The organism is Rhodococcus sp. ACPA1, assembly GCF_002300195.1.
Lineage (GTDB): Bacteria > Actinomycetota > Actinomycetes > Mycobacteriales > Mycobacteriaceae > Rhodococcus_F > Rhodococcus_F opacus.
Genome location: NZ_NSDX01000003.1, coordinates 1,139,099 through 1,155,149, shown reverse-complemented (window position 1 = coordinate 1,155,149; position 16,051 = coordinate 1,139,099). Strand labels below are relative to the sequence as shown.

General features: G+C 66.2%; 19 protein-coding genes and 1 tRNA gene. 12 read left to right on the top strand and 8 right to left on the bottom strand.

The annotated features are described in order from the left end of the window. Positions 1-22: 22 nt before the first annotated feature. From CJ177_RS15870 to CJ177_RS15860, 3 genes are all read right to left on the bottom strand, one after another. The gene (locus CJ177_RS15870) at positions 23-913 is read right to left on the bottom strand and encodes a universal stress protein (RefSeq protein WP_037182576.1); all 891 of its coding nucleotides are present in this window, start codon (positions 911-913) and stop codon (positions 23-25) included. A 48-nt stretch (positions 914-961) separates the two neighbouring features. Further along, a complete protein-coding gene (locus CJ177_RS15865; protein ID WP_095868243.1) occupies positions 962-2,002 on the bottom strand; it encodes an LLM class F420-dependent oxidoreductase in 1,041 nt (346 codons plus the stop codon). A 72-nt stretch (positions 2,003-2,074) separates the two neighbouring features. Further along, positions 2,075-2,959 carry a universal stress protein gene (locus tag CJ177_RS15860; RefSeq protein ID WP_005251606.1) on the bottom strand — a complete coding sequence of 295 codons (885 nt, stop codon included), beginning with the start codon at positions 2,957-2,959 and terminating at the stop codon, positions 2,075-2,077. Positions 2,960-3,209: 250 nt separating this feature from the next. Between CJ177_RS15860 and CJ177_RS15855 the strand changes: the two genes are divergently transcribed. After that, complete coding sequence (locus CJ177_RS15855; RefSeq protein WP_005251605.1) at positions 3,210-3,686, top strand: Rrf2 family transcriptional regulator; 477 nt, start codon at positions 3,210-3,212, stop codon at positions 3,684-3,686. 1 nt (position 3,687) lies between these two features. Next, complete coding sequence (locus CJ177_RS15850) at positions 3,688-4,869, top strand: globin domain-containing protein (protein ID WP_005251604.1); 1,182 nt, start codon at positions 3,688-3,690, stop codon at positions 4,867-4,869. Positions 4,870-4,887: 18 nt separating this feature from the next. Here CJ177_RS15850 and CJ177_RS15845 read toward each other — a convergent pair whose 3' ends face one another. Next, positions 4,888-6,396: a glutamate-cysteine ligase family protein gene (locus tag CJ177_RS15845; protein WP_095868091.1), complete on the bottom strand. Its 1,509-nt coding sequence runs from the start codon at positions 6,394-6,396 to the stop codon at positions 4,888-4,890. 118 nt (positions 6,397-6,514) lie between these two features. Here CJ177_RS15845 and CJ177_RS15840 point away from each other — a divergent pair, with 118 nt between their 5' ends. Next, positions 6,515-6,775, top strand: a complete 261-nt coding sequence (locus CJ177_RS15840; protein ID WP_005251602.1) for a hypothetical protein — start codon at positions 6,515-6,517, stop codon at positions 6,773-6,775. A 4-nt stretch (positions 6,776-6,779) separates the two neighbouring features. Here the strand turns inward: CJ177_RS15840 and CJ177_RS15835 are convergent, their stop codons facing one another. Together CJ177_RS15835 and cycA are read right to left on the bottom strand one after the other, a co-directional pair. Next, positions 6,780-7,568 carry a M23 family metallopeptidase gene (locus CJ177_RS15835; protein WP_007296475.1) on the bottom strand — a complete coding sequence of 263 codons (789 nt, stop codon included), beginning with the start codon at positions 7,566-7,568 and terminating at the stop codon, positions 6,780-6,782. 113 nt (positions 7,569-7,681) lie between these two features. Continuing rightward, entirely contained in the window at positions 7,682-9,160 is a 1,479-nt protein-coding gene (cycA, locus tag CJ177_RS15830) for a D-serine/D-alanine/glycine transporter (RefSeq protein ID WP_179443229.1), read from the bottom strand. A gap of 176 nt (positions 9,161-9,336) precedes the next feature. Here cycA and CJ177_RS15825 point away from each other — a divergent pair, with 176 nt between their 5' ends. Further along, on the top strand, positions 9,337-9,594 hold the full coding sequence (locus CJ177_RS15825; RefSeq protein WP_005251592.1) for a hypothetical protein: 258 nt from the start codon (positions 9,337-9,339) through the stop codon (positions 9,592-9,594). Here CJ177_RS15825 and CJ177_RS15820 read toward each other — a convergent pair whose 3' ends face one another. Continuing rightward, positions 9,595-10,365 carry a dienelactone hydrolase family protein gene (locus CJ177_RS15820; protein WP_095868090.1) on the bottom strand — a complete coding sequence of 257 codons (771 nt, stop codon included), beginning with the start codon at positions 10,363-10,365 and terminating at the stop codon, positions 9,595-9,597. 71 nt (positions 10,366-10,436) lie between these two features. On the opposite strand from CJ177_RS15820, the gene CJ177_RS15815 reads away from it, so the two are divergent. Beyond that, positions 10,437-10,509 (top strand) — tRNA-Arg (locus CJ177_RS15815). 125 nt (positions 10,510-10,634) lie between these two features. Here the strand turns inward: CJ177_RS15815 and CJ177_RS15810 are convergent. Continuing rightward, entirely contained in the window at positions 10,635-11,060 is a 426-nt protein-coding gene (locus CJ177_RS15810; RefSeq protein ID WP_143548688.1) for a hypothetical protein, read from the bottom strand. Between the two features lie 327 nt (positions 11,061-11,387). On the opposite strand from CJ177_RS15810, the gene CJ177_RS15805 reads away from it, so the two are divergent. From CJ177_RS15805 to CJ177_RS15780, 7 genes are all read left to right on the top strand, one after another. Then, positions 11,388-11,597: a helix-turn-helix domain-containing protein gene (locus CJ177_RS15805; RefSeq protein WP_095868088.1), complete on the top strand. Its 210-nt coding sequence runs from the start codon at positions 11,388-11,390 to the stop codon at positions 11,595-11,597. A gap of 6 nt (positions 11,598-11,603) precedes the next feature. After that, positions 11,604-12,116, top strand: coding sequence for a DnaB-like helicase N-terminal domain-containing protein (locus tag CJ177_RS15800; RefSeq protein ID WP_095868087.1), 513 nt, complete (start codon positions 11,604-11,606; stop codon positions 12,114-12,116). Then, a complete protein-coding gene (locus tag CJ177_RS15795; RefSeq protein ID WP_179443228.1) occupies positions 12,113-13,636 on the top strand; it encodes an ATP-binding protein in 1,524 nt (507 codons plus the stop codon). The genes CJ177_RS15800 and CJ177_RS15795 overlap by 4 nt, the downstream gene beginning before the upstream one ends. Before the next feature lie 243 nt (positions 13,637-13,879). Further along, complete coding sequence (locus CJ177_RS15790) at positions 13,880-14,437, top strand: hypothetical protein (RefSeq protein WP_095868086.1); 558 nt, start codon at positions 13,880-13,882, stop codon at positions 14,435-14,437. After that, positions 14,437-14,577, top strand: a complete 141-nt coding sequence (locus CJ177_RS47395) for a hypothetical protein (RefSeq protein ID WP_179443227.1) — start codon at positions 14,437-14,439, stop codon at positions 14,575-14,577. The genes CJ177_RS15790 and CJ177_RS47395 overlap by 1 nt, the downstream gene beginning before the upstream one ends. A 115-nt stretch (positions 14,578-14,692) precedes the next feature. After that, complete coding sequence (locus tag CJ177_RS15785) at positions 14,693-15,277, top strand: hypothetical protein (RefSeq protein WP_095868085.1); 585 nt, start codon at positions 14,693-14,695, stop codon at positions 15,275-15,277. A gap of 215 nt (positions 15,278-15,492) precedes the next feature. After that, complete coding sequence (locus CJ177_RS15780) at positions 15,493-16,047, top strand: HK97 family phage prohead protease (protein WP_095868084.1); 555 nt, start codon at positions 15,493-15,495, stop codon at positions 16,045-16,047. The last annotated feature ends 4 nt before the right edge of the window (positions 16,048-16,051 follow it).

The following is a 16,051-nucleotide window of genomic DNA, read 5'->3' as shown; positions in this document are numbered from 1 at the left end:
ACCATCGTCGTGATCGGGGGTGCTAGCTTTCCGGCCTGACGATCATCACCGGGCAGTCCGCGGTGTGGAGCAACGCGTTGCTGGTGGAGCCCAGCAGCATTCCCTTGAAGCCACCCCGGCCGCGGCTGCCCACGACGATCAGCTGCGCCTTCTCGGCGAATTCGCTGAGCACCCGCACCGGACGGTCCCGCGCGACGACGCGTTCGACCGTCACGTCGGGATACCGTTCCTGGTATCCGGCGAGGCGCTCCGACAGCACCACTTCTTCGCCCGTTTGGATGCTGCTCCACAGCGGGTCCTCCGGGCTGGCGCCGAGCGACGGCTGCACGCTGACATCGCTCCACACATTGACCGCGACCAGGCTCGCTCCGCGGGCGGCGGCCTGCTCGAACGCCACTTCCAGCGCCGCCTTGCTGCTTTCCGAACCGTCGACGCCGACCACGATCGGCCCCTCGGTGGGCGGCTGCCCGTCCATGGTCCGCCCCCGCACGACCACCAGCGGGCAATGGCCGTGCGCGGCGACCGCGGAGGTGGTGGAACCGACCAGCAGACCGGTGAACTCACCGTGCCCGCGCGAACCGAGCACCACCATGTGCGCGTTCGCCGAGAGCTCGATGAGTGTCTGGCTCACCTTGCCCTCGTGCTGTTCGGTGGTGATGTCGAGCGGCTCGTCCACCGTCTGCTTGGCGTGCACCCGCGCACTGCCGAGCCGGGCCTTCGCCGTGTCCTCGAGTTCTTCCTTGAAGCTCTCGGCCAGGTACGGCTCGGTGTAATAGAAGGCAGGAATGTGCACCACTGTCACGATGTGCAGCGGGAGCGACAGTGCGGCGGCGGCGCGAGCGGCCCACGCCACTGCGGCCGAGGCCGACTCGGATCCGTCCACACCCACGACGATCGGTTTGATTCCGGTCATGGTCACCTTTCCTGATTCTTCCGGCTGGGCACTGCTGGGTTTGCGGGACTACCCGCAGATCTTGCGGAGCTTCTCGACCAACGCGACGCGTCCCGCACGATCCGCGGCGAGCGGGGTGACGGTGAGCGTGGTGACCCCGGACTCGGCGAATGCGGCCACCCGCTCCGCGACATAGCTCTCCGGACCGATCAGCGACACGGCCCGCACCAGATCGTCCGGCACCGCGGCGGCGGCCTCGTCCTTCTTGCCCGACAGGTAGAGGTCCTGGATGTTCTCGGCTTCCTTCTCGTAGCCGTACCGGACCGCGAGGTCGTTGTAGAAATTCTTGCCCTTCGCGCCCATGCCGCCGATGTACAGCGCGAGCCCGGGGCGGACCCAGTCGAGCATGTGCTCGACGTCGTCGCCGATGGCGAGGGCGGGCGACGCGAAGACCTGCAGCTCACCGAGGCTCGGGTCACGCTTCGCCTTGCCCTTGGCCAGGGGCTCGCCCCACACGCTCGCCGCTTTCTCCGGGTGGTAGAAGATGGGTTCCCAGCCTTCGGCGATCTCGGCGGTCAACTCCACGTTCTTCGGCCCGAGCGAGGCGATGACGATCGGGATGCGATCACGCACAGGGTGGTTGATGATCTTCAGCGGCTTGCCCAGCCCGGTGCCCTTCTCGGCGGGCAGCGGAATCTGGTAGTACTTGCCCTGGAACTCGACCTTCTCGCGGCGCCACACCTTGCGGCAGATCTCGACGACCTCGCGGGTGCGCCCGAGCGGGGCGTCGTACTTGACGCCGTGAAAGCCCTCGATCACCTGCGGGCCGGAGGCGCCGAGGCCCATCACGAAGCGTCCGTCCGACACGAAGTCGAGGCCGGCGGCCGTCATGGCGGTCAGGCTGGGCGTGCGGGTGTAGATCTGGAAGATGCCGGACGCGAGTTCGAGTGTCGTGGTCTTGGCGGCGAGGTAGCCGATCTGGCTCACCGCGTCGAACGAGTAGGCCTCGGGCACGAACGCGATGTCGAGTCCGGCTTTCTCCAGGTCGGCGACCTCCTCGACCGTCTCGGCGAAACCGCCGCTGTAGTTCAAGCCCATACCTATGCGCACGTCGTTCCCCAATCCTGGCGTTTCCTGCAACCTGTTCCTGCTACAACCCAGACACTACTGCGAGCAATGGCGTCAGGGGCGTGCAGGCCTCACGACGACTACCGGGCAATGTGCACCACCGACCAGGCTGTTACTGGTCGATCCGAGCAGCATCCCCTTGAAACCTCCGCGCCCCCGGCTGCCCACCACCAGCAGTTGCGCCTTCTTCGACCACTCGAGCAATCGCGCCCGCGGATTGTCGATGTAGACCTCCCGGGTGACCCGCACGTCGGGGTACTTCTCCTGCCAGCCGGCGAGGCTCTCGGCGAGGACGGCGTGTTCGTCCTCCTCGAGCCCCTGCGGCACCAGGGCCGCGGCCCGCGGGTCCTCGAACGCTTTCGGTCCGAGGTCGCTCCAGACGTGGACGGCCACCAACGGCGCGTTCCGCATCGACGCCTCCTGGAAGGCCACCGAGATCGCCCGCTCACTGGTGGGACTGCCGTCGACGCCGACCACGACGGGCCCGCCGGCGTGGGCCTCGCCGCGGACCACGACGACCGGGCAGTGCGCGTGGCTGGTGACGTTGATCGCCGTGTTCCCGAGCAGTGCGGTGGCGGCCGCTCCGGACCCGGACGCGCCGACCACCACGATCCGGGCGTTCTCGGACAGGTCGACGAGCCACTGGGCACTGCTGCCGATCGACAGTTCGGTGTGGACGTCGATGATGGGATTGACCGCGAACGCCTGCTCCTGCGCCTCGGCGAGAATCGCTTTGCCACTCGCTTCGACCCACTCGTACACGCCGCCCGAATCCATGTAGGGACCGCCGAACCCGTACGGAGCGAAGTCGAGTGCGTGGATGATCTTCAGGTTCAGTCCACGTTCGGTGGCCAGTTCGGCGGCCACCCGAACAGCGGACTTCGAGGTGTCCGATCCGTCGACACCGACGACGACGCTGTTGCGGTCCCGAGTGCTCATGGCTTCACACTATCCCCAGACTCCGCTTCGCGTCTGCCGCCCTTCGCCTTTCGACGAGGGACTTAAGTCCCCACCAATTCGGGCTCTCCGCCTGTAGCCGCAACGGCCGACGTCCGCGATGATGAGAAGGTGGAGTCGTATATCCACGTCGAATAATGCTGGGCCACTGCACCTTCCGATCATATTTCGGCCGGAGCGATGTCGGTCACAAATTTGGTATCTCGGATGAGAATTAAAGTACGTTCAGGTCATGCAACTCACACAGTTCACCGACCTCGGACTGCGGGTGGTCATGCGACTGGCCGTCGCCGGGGACGGCGAACGACCGGGGAGCCGGGCGATCGCCGAGGAACTGTCGGTGTCGTACGCCCACGCCGCCAAAGTGATTACCCGGCTGGGTGAGCTCGGCATCGTCGACGCACGTCGGGGACGCGCGGGCGGTCTGGCCATCACCGAACTCGGGCGCACCGCCTCCGTCGGCTGGCTCGCTCGCCGACTCGAAGGCGATTCGGAGGTCGTCGACTGCGACGGCGCCCAACCGTGCCCGCTGCGATCGGGGTGCCTGCTGCGGTCGGCGCTGCGACGCGCGCAGAATGCGTTCTTCGAGTCGCTGGACGCCCTCACGATCGAAGACCTCACCCGGTCCCCCACCGGAACCGTGCTGCTCGCCCTCCCCCGAGTAACCGCCCCCACAACTTCCCAGATTTCTCGAACGATCGGAGAATGACATGCTCTCGCCCACCTCGACGGACGTCATCCGCGCCACCCTGCCGGTAGTCGGCGCCGCGATCTCGGACATCACGACGCTGTTCTACCGCAAGCTGTTCGACGCGCACCCCGAACTTGAACGAGACCTGTTCAACCGCGGAAATCAGAAGCAGGGCGAACAGCAGAAAGCGCTGGCCGGGGCCATCGCCGCGTTCGCGGCACTCCAACTCGAGCCCGATCAGGCGCGCGTCGACCTCATCCTGTCGAGGATCGCGAACAAGCACGCCTCACTGGGGATCGAGCCCGCGCAGTACGCGATCGTGCACACACACCTGTTCGCGGCCATCGTCGAGGTCCTCGGCGACGCCGTCACTCCCGAGGTCGCTGCTGCCTGGGACGAGGTGTACTGGCTGATGGCGGAGACCCTGATCGCGATGGAAGCCGGGCTCTACGCCTCGGCGGGAGTGGCGGTCGGCGACGTGTGGCGGGACGTGCGGGTCCGCGAGCGCCGCCACGAGTCCGCCGACACGGTCTCGTTCGTGCTCACTTCCCTCGACGGCTCGCCGCTTCCATCGTTCGCTCCGGGGCAGTACCTGTCCGTGGCGGTTCACCTGCCGGACGGCGCGCGCCAGATCCGCCAGTACAGCCTGTCGTCGGCCCCGTCGCGCGGCGACTGGAGGGTCTCGGTGAAACGAGCGGGCGAGGTGTCGAACTTCCTGTACCAGAACGTCTTCGAAGACGACGTCCTCGCGGTGTCGACGCCGTTCGGCGATCTCGTCCTGCAGGACGACGACGCGCCGCTGCTGCTCGTGTCCGCGGGCATCGGGTGCACGCCGATGATCGGGATGCTCAGCCACCTCGCCGACACCGAGGACAGCCGACCGATCTCGGTACTCCACGCCGACCGGTCCGCCAGCAGTCACGCGCACCGCGCCGAGCTGACCGAACTGGTCGAACGCCTGCCGTTCGCGGTGATGCACCGCTGGTACGAAGACCTGGGCGCCCGCCGGCCCGAGGGCAGCCTGCGGGAGGGACGGGCCGACCTCGGTGAGGTCACGATCGCGCCCGGCACTCGCGCCTACCTGTGCGGTCCTTTGCCGTTCATGCTCGGAATGCGGGAGGCGCTCCTCGCGAAGGACGTGCCCGCCGAGAACATCCACTACGAGGTGTTCGGCCCCGACAGCTGGTCGGCCACCGTGTGAGAGCCACGGCGGCGCCGTTCACACCGGCCAGGTGTGGACGGGGCTGCCCTCACGCATGTTCTCCACGTACTGACGCAGCATGGCGGCCAGTGCTTCCGGCCGGCTCAGACCTGCGTTCTCGTGCCGGACCACCTGCGCACGCTGCCACGATGCCCCCGTCTGCCGGGTGAGGCACCGGCCCTCGATGACGCTGAGGTAGCGGTCGCGGGCCTTGGCGGACAGCCCGAACGCGGCGAGCCCCTCGTCCGCGATCGGCAGCAGCCGCCGCAGGACGAGCTCGTCGGCGCCCGCGAACCCGACACCGGGCCAGTACAATTCGGCGTCCGTGCCGTACTTCGCGCCGGCATGCAGGTTCTCCTCGGCCGCGTTGAACGACATTTGCGACCAGACGGGCCGATCCGATTCGACGAGCCCGCGCAGCGCGCCGTAGTAGAACGCGGCATTCGCCATCGTGTCGAGCACGGTCGGGCCCGCGGGCAGCACCCGGTTCTCGATCCGCAGGTGCGGCTTGCCGTCGTCGCTGTCGTACACCGGGCGGTTCCACCGGTAGATGGTGCCGTTGTGCATCTGCAGTTCGCTGAGGTCCGGCACCCGGCCCGCGTCGAGTTCGGCCGCCGGGTCGACGTCGGAGACCTCCGGCAGCAGCGCCGGGAAGTATCGGGAGTTCTCCTCGAACAGGTCGAAGACCGATGTGATCCATCGCTCCCCGAACCACACGCGGGGCCGCACACCCTGGTTCTTCAGTTCCAGCGGACGCGTGTCGGTGGCCTGCTCGAAGATCGGGATACGGGATTCGTGCCACAGCGCCTTGCCTGCCATGAACGGCGCATTCGCGGCGAGGGCCACCTGGGCACCGGCCAGGCACTGCGCGGCGTTCCAGTGTGCGGCGAATTCGTCCGGCGCGACGCGCAGGTGCAGCTGTAGCGACGTGCACGCGGCTTCCGGGAGCACCGAATTGGCGTCCACCTTCAGCTGTTCGGCGATCCGTCCCTCGAGCGGCACACCCTCGAGGTCGAGTTCGATGTCCTCCCCGCGCGCGGCGAAGATCTGATCGTTGAGCTGCTCGTAGCGGGGATTCGCGGTGATCCACTCCCGGCCGAGGTGCTCGAGCTGCAGCGTCGGCAGCATGCCCACCATCACCAGCTGGGCGTCGTGCCCGTGGATCCGCGCGTCGGCAACGTGCAGCGACGCCCGCAGAGTGCGTTCGAGCTCGAACGTCCCCTCACCGATCAGGGGCCCCGGCCGGACGTTCATCTCGACGTTGAACTGACCGAGTTCGGTCTGGAACACGGCGTCGTCGTCGATCGACTCGAGGACGGCGAGGTTGGACATCGCAGGCGTCATGTCGGCGTGGACGAGATTGAACTCGATCTCCATGCCCAGCATGGGCCTCGGCGGGTCGACGTCGTCGACGAACGCTCCCTCCCGCAGCATCCGCTCGAGCGCATCGACGCACATGAGCACCTTCTGCCGGAACAGGCGCCGGTCTGCTCGGGTGAATGTCCGAGACGTCACTTCGCGACCCATACCACTCCCCAACTGCGCGTCGAACTGCGCTCACGGGGGAGCATATCCGTTCATCCCGCGCGAATGCGGGATGGCGGGCTAACCTCGAACCAGACGCTGGTGAGCGGAAGGACTTGAGATGACGCCTGATACCGACTCCAAGAAGAAGCCAGAGTTCTCCGTGGGCACGCGCGTGAAAACGCGGCATTCGGCCGATCACGAACTGGCCGAGAAGAAGTGGCCCCTGGAGGCCGGCGTCATCGTCGACGACTTCGCCGGCGTCCAGGACATCAGCAACGATTCGTACGGCCGCGACTGGGCCGTCTCACGACGCTGGGCGATCGCCCTCGACAGCGGACCTCTCGTGTTCCGCAACGACGACGACCTCGAGCCGGAATAGGCCCTTAGGCGTTGGCGCCTGCGTCGCCCCAGGTGACGGACACGCCGCGATCCTGCAGCCAGCGCCCCGGATCGATCTTGTTTCCGTTCGCGTCGTGTACCTCGAAGTGCAGGTGCGGTCCGGTGGACTGGCCGCGGTTACCGACATGGGCGATTTCCTGCCCGGCGGTGACGCGCTGTCCCACGCTCACGGTGTAGTCGTTGACGTGTCCGTAGACGGTGACGGTGCCGTCGTCGTGCAGCAGACGCACCCACAGTCCGAAACCGGACGCCGCGCCGGCGTCGATGACCTGGCCGTCGGCCGCCGCGAGCACCGAGGTGCCGATGGGCGCCGCGATGTCGATGCCGCCGTGGTGCGCTCCCCAGCGGGAACCGAAGTTGGAGGTCAGCTTGCCCGACACCGGCTGGACCGCGTGCGGCTTGACCGGGTTGACGTTGGACAGCCACTGTTGCGCCTGAGCACCGAGGTCCGGGCCGCCGAGGTTCTGGGCGGCGGCACCGAGGTCTGCGGGCAGTTCGAAGCCGGCGGGGAGGACACCGGCCGGGATCTCGAACGGCAGGCCCGGCAGGGTCTGCGCGCCGCTCGTCTCGTGGGAGTCGACGGGGGCGGCAGCTGCGTTTCCGGCGCCCAGCTGGGCTGCACCGACCACGATCGCTCCGGTGGCGGCCGCAACAGTCGCGGCCTTGATGCCCACACCCGCTCCGGTCTGCTGGTTGCGATGGCGTCCGCGCGCCGCGTCCGGATCGATCTCGAAGCGAATGGAAGACCCATTCGCCCGGTGGTGGGAACCCACAGTAAATACCTCGTCAGTCGTCGGATTGCAGCTCTCCCCATCCGGGGTGGGCTCCTCTGTCTGGCGACGAATGTAACAAAACGATATAGGTCCGCGCCACCGTTACCGAACGTTTATGTTCGGCGCTCCTCGAGCTCGGCCTTGAATGCGGCGTAGCGAGCGCGGTGCGGGGCACGCCTGCGGATCACCGCCCACGCGATCCCGAGCACGACGAACCATACCGGGGTGACGAGGAGAGCCTCGAGGGTGTCCGACTCCTGGGTCAACGCCCAGATGAGAAACACGAAGAACGCCAGGACGACCCAGCACATCACCACACCGCCGGGCATCTTGAACTTCGACGCCTCGTGCAGTTCGGGGCGACGCTTCCGGTACACGATGTAGCTCGCCAGGATCATCGTCCACACGAACATGAACAGCACCGATGAGATTGTCGTCATAGTTGTGAACGCCTCGATGACGGAGTCGCCGGAGAACAGCAGCGCGATCGCCGACAGCAGGAAGGCGCACGAGAACATCAGCGCATTGGCCGGGACCTTGCGGGAGGAGAGCCGGCCGAGCCGGGCCGGCGCGTCCCCCTCCTGCGCGAGGCCGTAGACCATCCGGGACGTCGAATAGATGCCCGAGTTCGCCGAGGACGCCGCGGACGTCAGCACCACGAACTGGATGACCCCGGCCGCGATCCCCAGACCGGCGAGGGTGAACATCGCCGTGAACGGGCTCTCGCCGGGCACGACCTCACGCCACGGTGTGACCGAGATGATCACGATCAGCGAGACCACGTAGAACAGCAGGATGCGGATCGGAATCGAGTTGATGGCCTTCGGCAGGTTCTTCTCCGGGTCCTTCGCCTCGGCCGCCGTGGTGCCGACGAGCTCGATACCGACGAACGCGAAGACCGCGATCTGGAATCCGGCCACGAAGCCCATCGCCCCGGTCGGGAACATGCCGCCGTCGTTCCACAGGTTGTCGAAGCCGGCCTCGGACCCGTTGGGCGACGTGAAGTGCGTGAACACCATCACGAGCCCGACGACGATGAGGCTGACGATGGCGATGATCTTGATCAGCGCGAACCAGAACTCGGTCTCACCGAACGCCCGCACGGTCGGCAGGTTCAGCAGCAGCAGCGCCGCGATGGCGATCAGTGCCGGGATCCACAGCTGGAGGTCGGGCCACCAGTACTGCACGTAACCGGAGATCGCGACGATGTCGGCGATGCCGGTGACGATCCAGCAGAACCAGTACGTCCACCCCGTGAAGAACCCGGCCCAGGGGCCGAGGAGGTCGGCGGTGAAGTCGGAGAAAGACTTGTAATGCAGGTTGGAGAGCAGCAGCTCACCCATCGCCCGCATCACGAAGAACAGCATGAAACCGATGATCATGTAGACGAAGATCACCGACGGTCCGGCCAGTGAGATCGTCTTCCCGGACCCCATGAACAGGCCCGTGCCGATTGCTCCGCCGATCGCGATCAGCTGGATGTGCCGGTTGGCGAGCTGCCTGGAGAGATGCGGCTCGCCGGCCGGTCCCGTCCCTGAGCCATCACCCGGTTCCGATCCGATCGAGCCCGTCGAGGAAGTGCGGTCAGCCATGGAACACCTGCAACCCTTCTCAGTCCTTGCTGTCACCGTCCGAAAGCGTGGGTCACGTTACGCCGGGACCGCCCGCGGACCACGGTCGAGGACGGCATTCCGCATCGAGGGACTTGACAGAAGCCGAGTAGCTAAGGCTAACCTCAGTTCGTTACTTCGAGGCGAGGAGCCTGCACATGATCGAGGACCTGATCGAGATCGCGTACGCCCAGGGCGCAGTCACCTCCGTGGCTCAGGCCGCCGACGGGGTCGACGAGTACGAGCTCGCGCGGGTCGATTCGGTCGCGTCCAGCGTCACGGTCACGGTGCGGGCCGACGGCAAATTCGCGAAGGCCACGAGCGTCGAGGGCTACCTCAGTCTCGGGCAGGTCGTCCGGGCATGCGGACTCGACTACCGGCACACCACCTCGAGCGCCCGCCAGTACATCCACTGATCAACCCAGGTGCTCCCCGAAGAAACCGTCGATCCTCTTCCACGCGTCGGCGGCGGCTTCCGGGTCGGGCACCATCCCCGTGACCTTCGCCAGGGGGCGCAGCACCTTCGGTCCAGCCAGTTCGTCGTTCAAGAACGTATGGCCGGCAGTGGGGTACTCCTTCACATCGTGAGCCACGCCGGCCTTCGTCAGCGCCGCCTCCAACTTGGCCGCCGCGTTCCGCAGCGCGAAGTCCTTCCCGCCGTAACTGGCGACCACCGGGCACGCGCCCGCCACCGCCGCGTCGAGGTGGCGCGGCAGGACCCCGTAGTTCGGGGCCGCCGCGTCGAACCCCGTGCGCAGGGTCATCAGGGCGAACCCGCCGCCCATGCAGAACCCGATGACACCGATCTTCCCCGTGCAGTCCGACGAACCGGACAACCACCGACGGGCGGCCTCGATGTCGCCGTACGCCCGGCCCTTCCCCGAGAGCATCGCCCGCATCGTCGACACCAGACAGCGTCGCGCACCGCCCGCACTGAACAGATCCGGCGCCAGCGTCAGGAACCCCGCAGCCGCCAGCCTGTCCGCCTGCCGACGCATCACATCGTCCAAGCCGAACGCCTCGTGCACCATCACCACACCCGGCCACGGACCCTCACCGGACGGCCGCGCCAGATAACCGTGCAAGTTCAGCGAACCGTCGTGCCGCGCAGCGAGGTCGGTCAAGTCGATCTCGGACATGTGCGTCTCCCGTTCCGTCGTCACTTCCAGAACATCTGCGACAACCATGCCCTCCCCATCGCGAGCGCACCACCATTCCCGCTACACTCACCTCGGTGTGCGCCCAGCGCGTGCGCCGCGCCTTCGTAGCTCAGGGGATAGAGCAACCCTCTCCTAAAGGGTAGGTCGCAGGTTCGAATCCTGCCGGGGGCACTCACATAACCGCAGGTCAGAGGGTGTTTTTGAGCCTCTCCGGCCTGCGGTGTTCCCTAAAATCGCCCCAACGTTTCCGCAGGTTGGGGACTTGTAGAAATTTCTTACACCTGCGCCATACGGGCTCAGGAGGCCCGGTGGGCTCGGTGCGCTGCCACCCGGCACCGGGTCGAGCAGTATCGGGCGTCGGACCGGGCCGGGGTGAACTCTCCAGAGCAGTGCGCGCACGCCACGGTGGGGGGTCGTCGGGCAGCTCGGGCGGCGGCGGCGGTCTCGCAGTCACGGCACACCGGGTAGTGGACGAACGGGCGGTGGTCGAACGCCCCCTGCGGTTTCGCGGTGCGGCAGCGCGGACACCACAAGTGAGTGCCGTCGCGCCAGCCGCCGAAGCTACTGCTGTAGTGGCAGTCGCGGCAGCACAGCCGCCCGCTCGACTCGACGTGGCCGTCGGCGAGTTCGGTGAGGGCGTCGCAGTATGTGCACTCGAACGCCGGGACGGTGTGCGTCACCTCCATCATGCGGACCTGGGGGTGAGATCGGGGAATGCTCATCAACCCATCGTAACGGGTCATATTCACAGATCATGGGTTACTACGCGTTACAGCCGGGGTGTAACGGGATGCCCTGTCCACAGGCTCCCGGAAACGGACTCATAGGTTCCGGCAACGGATTCCACCCGTGAAACTCCGGGTCGGCGAATCTCACCGGTGAAACTCCGGATATCCCGGAATACCCGCCATCGGCCTAGACAACCCTGGTCCGTCGGGTGTTCACTACAGCCCACGGGGATACCCGACGCCCCTTTGAGCCACTGAGTCATTCATCGCCATCAGCGCCCCTCACCCCGCACACACCCGCCTCCCGAGGGGACGACTGTCATGACCAAGCCCAAGACCAAGACCACCACCACCACCACCCGACGCACCATCGCCGAGGCCGCCGAACAGCTCCACTGCGCAGAAATGACGGTGCGCCGCCTGATCGCCTCCGGCGACCTCCCCGCCGTCCGCATCGGTAAGACCGCGCTGATTCGTATCGAGCAGGCCGACATCGACGCGCTGCTGCACCCCGTCACCGGAACGGCGTGAACCGCCATGAGCGGCAACGAAACCGCAGTGACAGCCATGATGCCCGACCTGTGCGACTCCGAACGATGTTTCATCGGCGCAATTATGTACCAAAATTCCTTTGCAGCAACCGAACTGGCCACTCTGGTGATCGGCGAGGATTTCGAGGACCCGAAAGCTAGGGTGGCGGTGGATCTCGCGGCGCAGCTTGCCGCGAACGGCCACGATCCCGACCCGCAGATGGTCGTCGCGCATGCGCAACGCTCCGGAGCCGTCACCGGCGACAACCGCGTCCACCTCCTCGCCGACTACCTCGTCTCCTGCTACACCGGCGTCCCCTTCCCGCACAACGGCATCCACTATGCCCGCAGTGTTCTCGACACAGCGTTGCGCCGTCAGGTGCGGGACGCCGGTCGGCGATTGATCCACGCAGCCGAGGAAGCCGGACGGGACGAGCTGATCGAGGCGGTGATGCGGGAATTCGACGGAATCCGCCGTGTCCGCGACCGTCTCTCCGACGCAGAGAAGAGGACCGAATGATCAACTACAACGAAATCTTTGATGATGACGAACCGTCACCACCGCCGGACGACGAACCACCCCAAGATCATCCGTCACCGTCGGAGAAAGAGGAGAAGATTTCCGCGGCCACCGCACTGGTAAACCTGGCCATCGAACGGTACGACCTCGCTGTCACACCGGACGGAGAGCCGTATGCGACAGCGAAGACTGGTCGCGGGCACATCGCGCGGTTCCTCCGCGGCGGCAAACAACCGCTTCGCGCAGAACTCGCGAAACTGTACTACCGAGACCGGAGCAAGGCCGCACCACAACAAGCACTCACCGATGCGCTTCAAGCCCTCGAGGGCATGGCGCAGGAGATGGAGCCGGTCGAAACACACCTGCGTGTGGCACGACACGACGACGCGATCTGGATAGACCTCGGCGACGTCGACGAGAATGTCATCAGACTCGACCCGCAGGGATGGAGAATGGTCACCGACGACGACCCCGTCCCGGTACGGTTCCGGCGAACCAAACTGACCGGCGCACTACCGATCCCCGAGAATGACGGCGGAGACCTCGACGAACTCTGGGAATTCGTGAACGTCGACGAGGCCGACCGGCCACTGATCCTGGCGTGGCTGGTAGCGGCGATACTGACCCCGGCGGTACCGCACTGCATCCTGACGTTCTTCGCCGAACAAGGGTCCGCTAAGAGCACCGCAACCCGCGCGTTGTCGATGCTGATCGACCTGTCACCGGTGCCGTTGCGCAAACCCCCGCGGGACGTCGAAAGCTGGGTGACCGCGGCGCAAGGATCGTGGGTGGTGGCCGTCGACAACATCTCCACCATCCCCGACTGGCTCTCGGATGCGTTGTGTCGCGCGTCGACCGGTGACGGCGACGTACGCAGAGCGCTGTACACGGACGGCAACCTGGCGATCTTCGCGTTCCGGCGCTGCGTACTGGTCAACGGCATCGACGTCGGGGCGCTGCGCGGTGATCTCGCCGAACGGCTCCTCACTGTCAAATTGCTCCGCATCGACCCGGACACCCGGTGCAAGGACGGCGACCTGTGGGCGAAGTGGGATGCGCTGCACCCCAAGTTGCTCGGGGCACTGTTGGCGAGGGTGGCGGGGGTTGCGAGGGTACTTCCCTCTGTTGAGCTTGGAAGAAGTCCGAGAATGGCCGACTTCGCGGAAGTTCTCGCGGCCGTCGACCAAGTGCTCGAGACCGACGGGCTCACCCGCTACCTCGAGCAGAGTGTCGTCGCGGCACTCGATTCACTGGACGGGGACCCGTTTCTGATGCGGATGACGGCGGCGATCATCAAGGAGTTCGAGGGCACCGCGGCGGAGTTGCTCGCCATGGTGGACCCCGGCGACGACAAGCGGAAGCCGCCGGGGTGGCCGAAGAATGCGCGCGAAGTCACCACCATTCTGCACCGGAATGCACCGGCGCTCCGGCAGGCCAAGTGGACGATCGAGGACCTCGGGAGCCGCAACAAGAAGAAGGTCACCAACTGGCACATCAACCCACCCGACCCCACCTCCTGAGATAGCCCGCAGATGACACCCGCCAACCCCGCCAACCCCGCCTTCCCAGGTCAAGAGCCACATTTCTTGGCGGGGGTCATCAAATCGCCATCCCCGCCATACCCGCCATACCCGCCACCATCCCCGCCGAAAAAACATGCTCTGACCTGCGGAGGCGAGGCTCGCGGGTAAGGCGGGGGACTTTCACGCACCAGCTCTCATGGGCACATCACGCCAGCACAAGAAACAGGAGGAAGATCACCGATGGACAACAACACAGGGCGACTCACCCTCGCACTCGACGACCTCTTCGCCAACATGAGCGAGATCCTCGCCGACATGACCCCCGAGCAGCGGACGAAACTTCGCGACGCCGTACCGGCGGGATTCCAAGACCAGATACGGGCCGCGACCACCGACACCGAAGCAATGCTGATGGCCGGAATCGAAGCGACCACGGGACTGCGGGGCAAGGCGCACGTTCCGCCGTCCGGCGTCCCGGACTGGCTGCGGCTCGGTGCACTCGACGAACTCGCACGACTCATGGCGGGCACCGGCCGGACCTGTATCCACAACCCGAGTTTCTACCGCCCACAACCGATTTTCGCGGCGGCACACAAACCTGGGCTGGTCGTGTGCGGTCGGTGTCTGGCGATGCTGATCGTCCGCGGCGAGAATTCGAAGGTGTGCGACGGATGCGGGCACACCTGCACCGGCCCGGAAAACAAGGACGGTATTCACGAGACCGTCGTCATGATCGGCGGTCTCGCCTACTCCGCCGGTATGTGCCGAGACTGCCTGCGCCAGTGTGAGGCACTGTGATGCACTTCCATCCCGACGGCCTGCACAACCTGGCCCGTGCGCTCGCCGACATCGAGGCGCGCAACAACGTCAACCCACGAACCGGAAAACGCACCGACGAATCCGGCGACAAAACCTACCAAGACAACGAAAAAAGGTGAATGAAATGCTCTACATCCCGCCAGAGTTCGACAAAGACGAGGCAACCCGCGCACGCTGGACCGAATTCGTCCGCAGCATCTCCAATTTCGACACCGTCGCGGCAGAGGAGCACCGATGAGCGACGACTTCGCGGCCATCGTCCGCGATCCCCGCCGCGAATCGGATCGCTTCGCCGTGTTCCTGGCGATGGTCGACGTTGCGCGCGGCTGCGACACCGCGACCGACGGCGTCAACCTGCGGACAAAATGGGAGTTCTACTCGCACTGCGCAGACGCCATCCGCTGTCCGGAAGGGGATCACCTGCCGCTCGGTCGCGCCGCCGAGGAGGTCGGCAAAGAGTTCGTCGGCTTCGCGATGCACAAGGCACTCGACTGGCGCGAGTACTACGCCCACGACGGTGACCTCTACTACGCCCCGCTGGTCGCGGCGCTGACGAACGAGATCATGGATGCGATGGACGCGCTCGACCGGCGACTCGGCGAGGTGTGGGCCGACATCTACGACCAGTTCGACCCCGACCTCCGAGCGGAAGCGCACACCTGGCCGCGTCAGGCGCTGTGGAACGGCGAAGATGTCGAGTTCGTTGTCGACGGCATCAGCCGCGCGCACGCCCAGAGGAGCGTCCTCCTCGACGAGAACATCCCGCTCGTGTCGGAGGTGCTCGAGATTCCGACCGACGTCTCCGACCTCGACCCGTGACAGCGCCCCCGAGATCGACACAGAGCGCCGATCGACCCCGGCCCGGGATGATGGGCCTCGAGGGGCACTCTGGAGGCGTTAGACTTCCGGTAGCTGGGTCGCCCGGAGTTCCACGACCGGGAAACGCCGAGCCACGGGCGCAATCGTCGGAGCCGGAAATCGGCCACCGCCTGTCGCCCGCACACTTCCGCCTGCGTGAACAAAGGCAACCCATCATGATCATCCGCACTTCCGCGTGCGACCTCGACATCCGCATTCCCGGTGACGGTCGCACCGTGCACGGCGTCTGCGTGCCGTTCGACAGCCCCGCGCTGATCAACGACCGCGACGGCCGATACTCGGAGACGTTCACCCGTGGCAGCTTCGCGCGCACGATCCGCGAACGCGGTGCAGGCCGCGTGAAGTTCCTCGCCCTGCACGACCAGCGCGCGTTGCCACTCGGCCGCGCAACGTTGTTGCGTGAAGACGCAACCGGCCTCTACGGGGAGTTCCGGGTCTCGCAGACGCAGTCTGGTGATGAAGCGCTCGAGCTGGTCAGGGACGGCGCGCTCGACGCGTTCAGCATCGGTTTCGAACCCGTGCGCAACGTCTGGGCGAAAGATATGGCGTCCGTGGTCCGCGCCGAAGCGAAGCTCCTCGAAGTCTCGGTGGTGGCGTTTCCCGCGTTCGACGGGGCCGCGATCGCTGGTGTGAGGCACCGCGAACCATCGCTGACCATTCCCAATGACATCGCGCGGCGACGACTCGCCGTGCCCCTCGAAACCTGGTGAAACC

Excerpts from the sequence above, each read along its gene's own strand:
- CJ177_RS15870 (WP_037182576.1), bottom strand. The coding sequence starts at position 913 with ATGACCGGAATCAAACCGATCGTCGTGGGTGTGGACGGATCCGAGTCG.
- CJ177_RS15860 (WP_005251606.1), bottom strand. The coding sequence starts at position 2,959 with ATGAGCACTCGGGACCGCAACAGCGTCGTCGTCGGTGTCGACGGATCG.
- CJ177_RS15855 (WP_005251605.1), top strand. The coding sequence starts at position 3,210 with ATGCAACTCACACAGTTCACCGACCTCGGACTGCGGGTGGTCATGCGA.
- CJ177_RS15850 (WP_005251604.1), top strand. The coding sequence starts at position 3,688 with ATGCTCTCGCCCACCTCGACGGACGTCATCCGCGCCACCCTGCCGGTA.
- CJ177_RS15845 (WP_095868091.1), bottom strand. The coding sequence starts at position 6,396 with ATGGGTCGCGAAGTGACGTCTCGGACATTCACCCGAGCAGACCGGCGC.
- CJ177_RS15840 (WP_005251602.1), top strand. The coding sequence starts at position 6,515 with ATGACGCCTGATACCGACTCCAAGAAGAAGCCAGAGTTCTCCGTGGGC.
- cycA (WP_179443229.1), bottom strand. The coding sequence starts at position 9,160 with ATGGCTGACCGCACTTCCTCGACGGGCTCGATCGGATCGGAACCGGGT.
- CJ177_RS15825 (WP_005251592.1), top strand. The coding sequence starts at position 9,337 with ATGATCGAGGACCTGATCGAGATCGCGTACGCCCAGGGCGCAGTCACC.
- CJ177_RS15820 (WP_095868090.1), bottom strand. The coding sequence starts at position 10,365 with ATGGTTGTCGCAGATGTTCTGGAAGTGACGACGGAACGGGAGACGCAC.
- CJ177_RS15810 (WP_143548688.1), bottom strand. The coding sequence starts at position 11,060 with ATGAGCATTCCCCGATCTCACCCCCAGGTCCGCATGATGGAGGTGACG.
- CJ177_RS15805 (WP_095868088.1), top strand. The coding sequence starts at position 11,388 with ATGACCAAGCCCAAGACCAAGACCACCACCACCACCACCCGACGCACC.
- CJ177_RS15800 (WP_095868087.1), top strand. The coding sequence starts at position 11,604 with ATGAGCGGCAACGAAACCGCAGTGACAGCCATGATGCCCGACCTGTGC.
- CJ177_RS15795 (WP_179443228.1), top strand. The coding sequence starts at position 12,113 with ATGATCAACTACAACGAAATCTTTGATGATGACGAACCGTCACCACCG.
- CJ177_RS15790 (WP_095868086.1), top strand. The coding sequence starts at position 13,880 with ATGGACAACAACACAGGGCGACTCACCCTCGCACTCGACGACCTCTTC.
- CJ177_RS47395 (WP_179443227.1), top strand. The coding sequence starts at position 14,437 with ATGCACTTCCATCCCGACGGCCTGCACAACCTGGCCCGTGCGCTCGCC.
- CJ177_RS15785 (WP_095868085.1), top strand. The coding sequence starts at position 14,693 with ATGAGCGACGACTTCGCGGCCATCGTCCGCGATCCCCGCCGCGAATCG.
- CJ177_RS15780 (WP_095868084.1), top strand. The coding sequence starts at position 15,493 with ATGATCATCCGCACTTCCGCGTGCGACCTCGACATCCGCATTCCCGGT.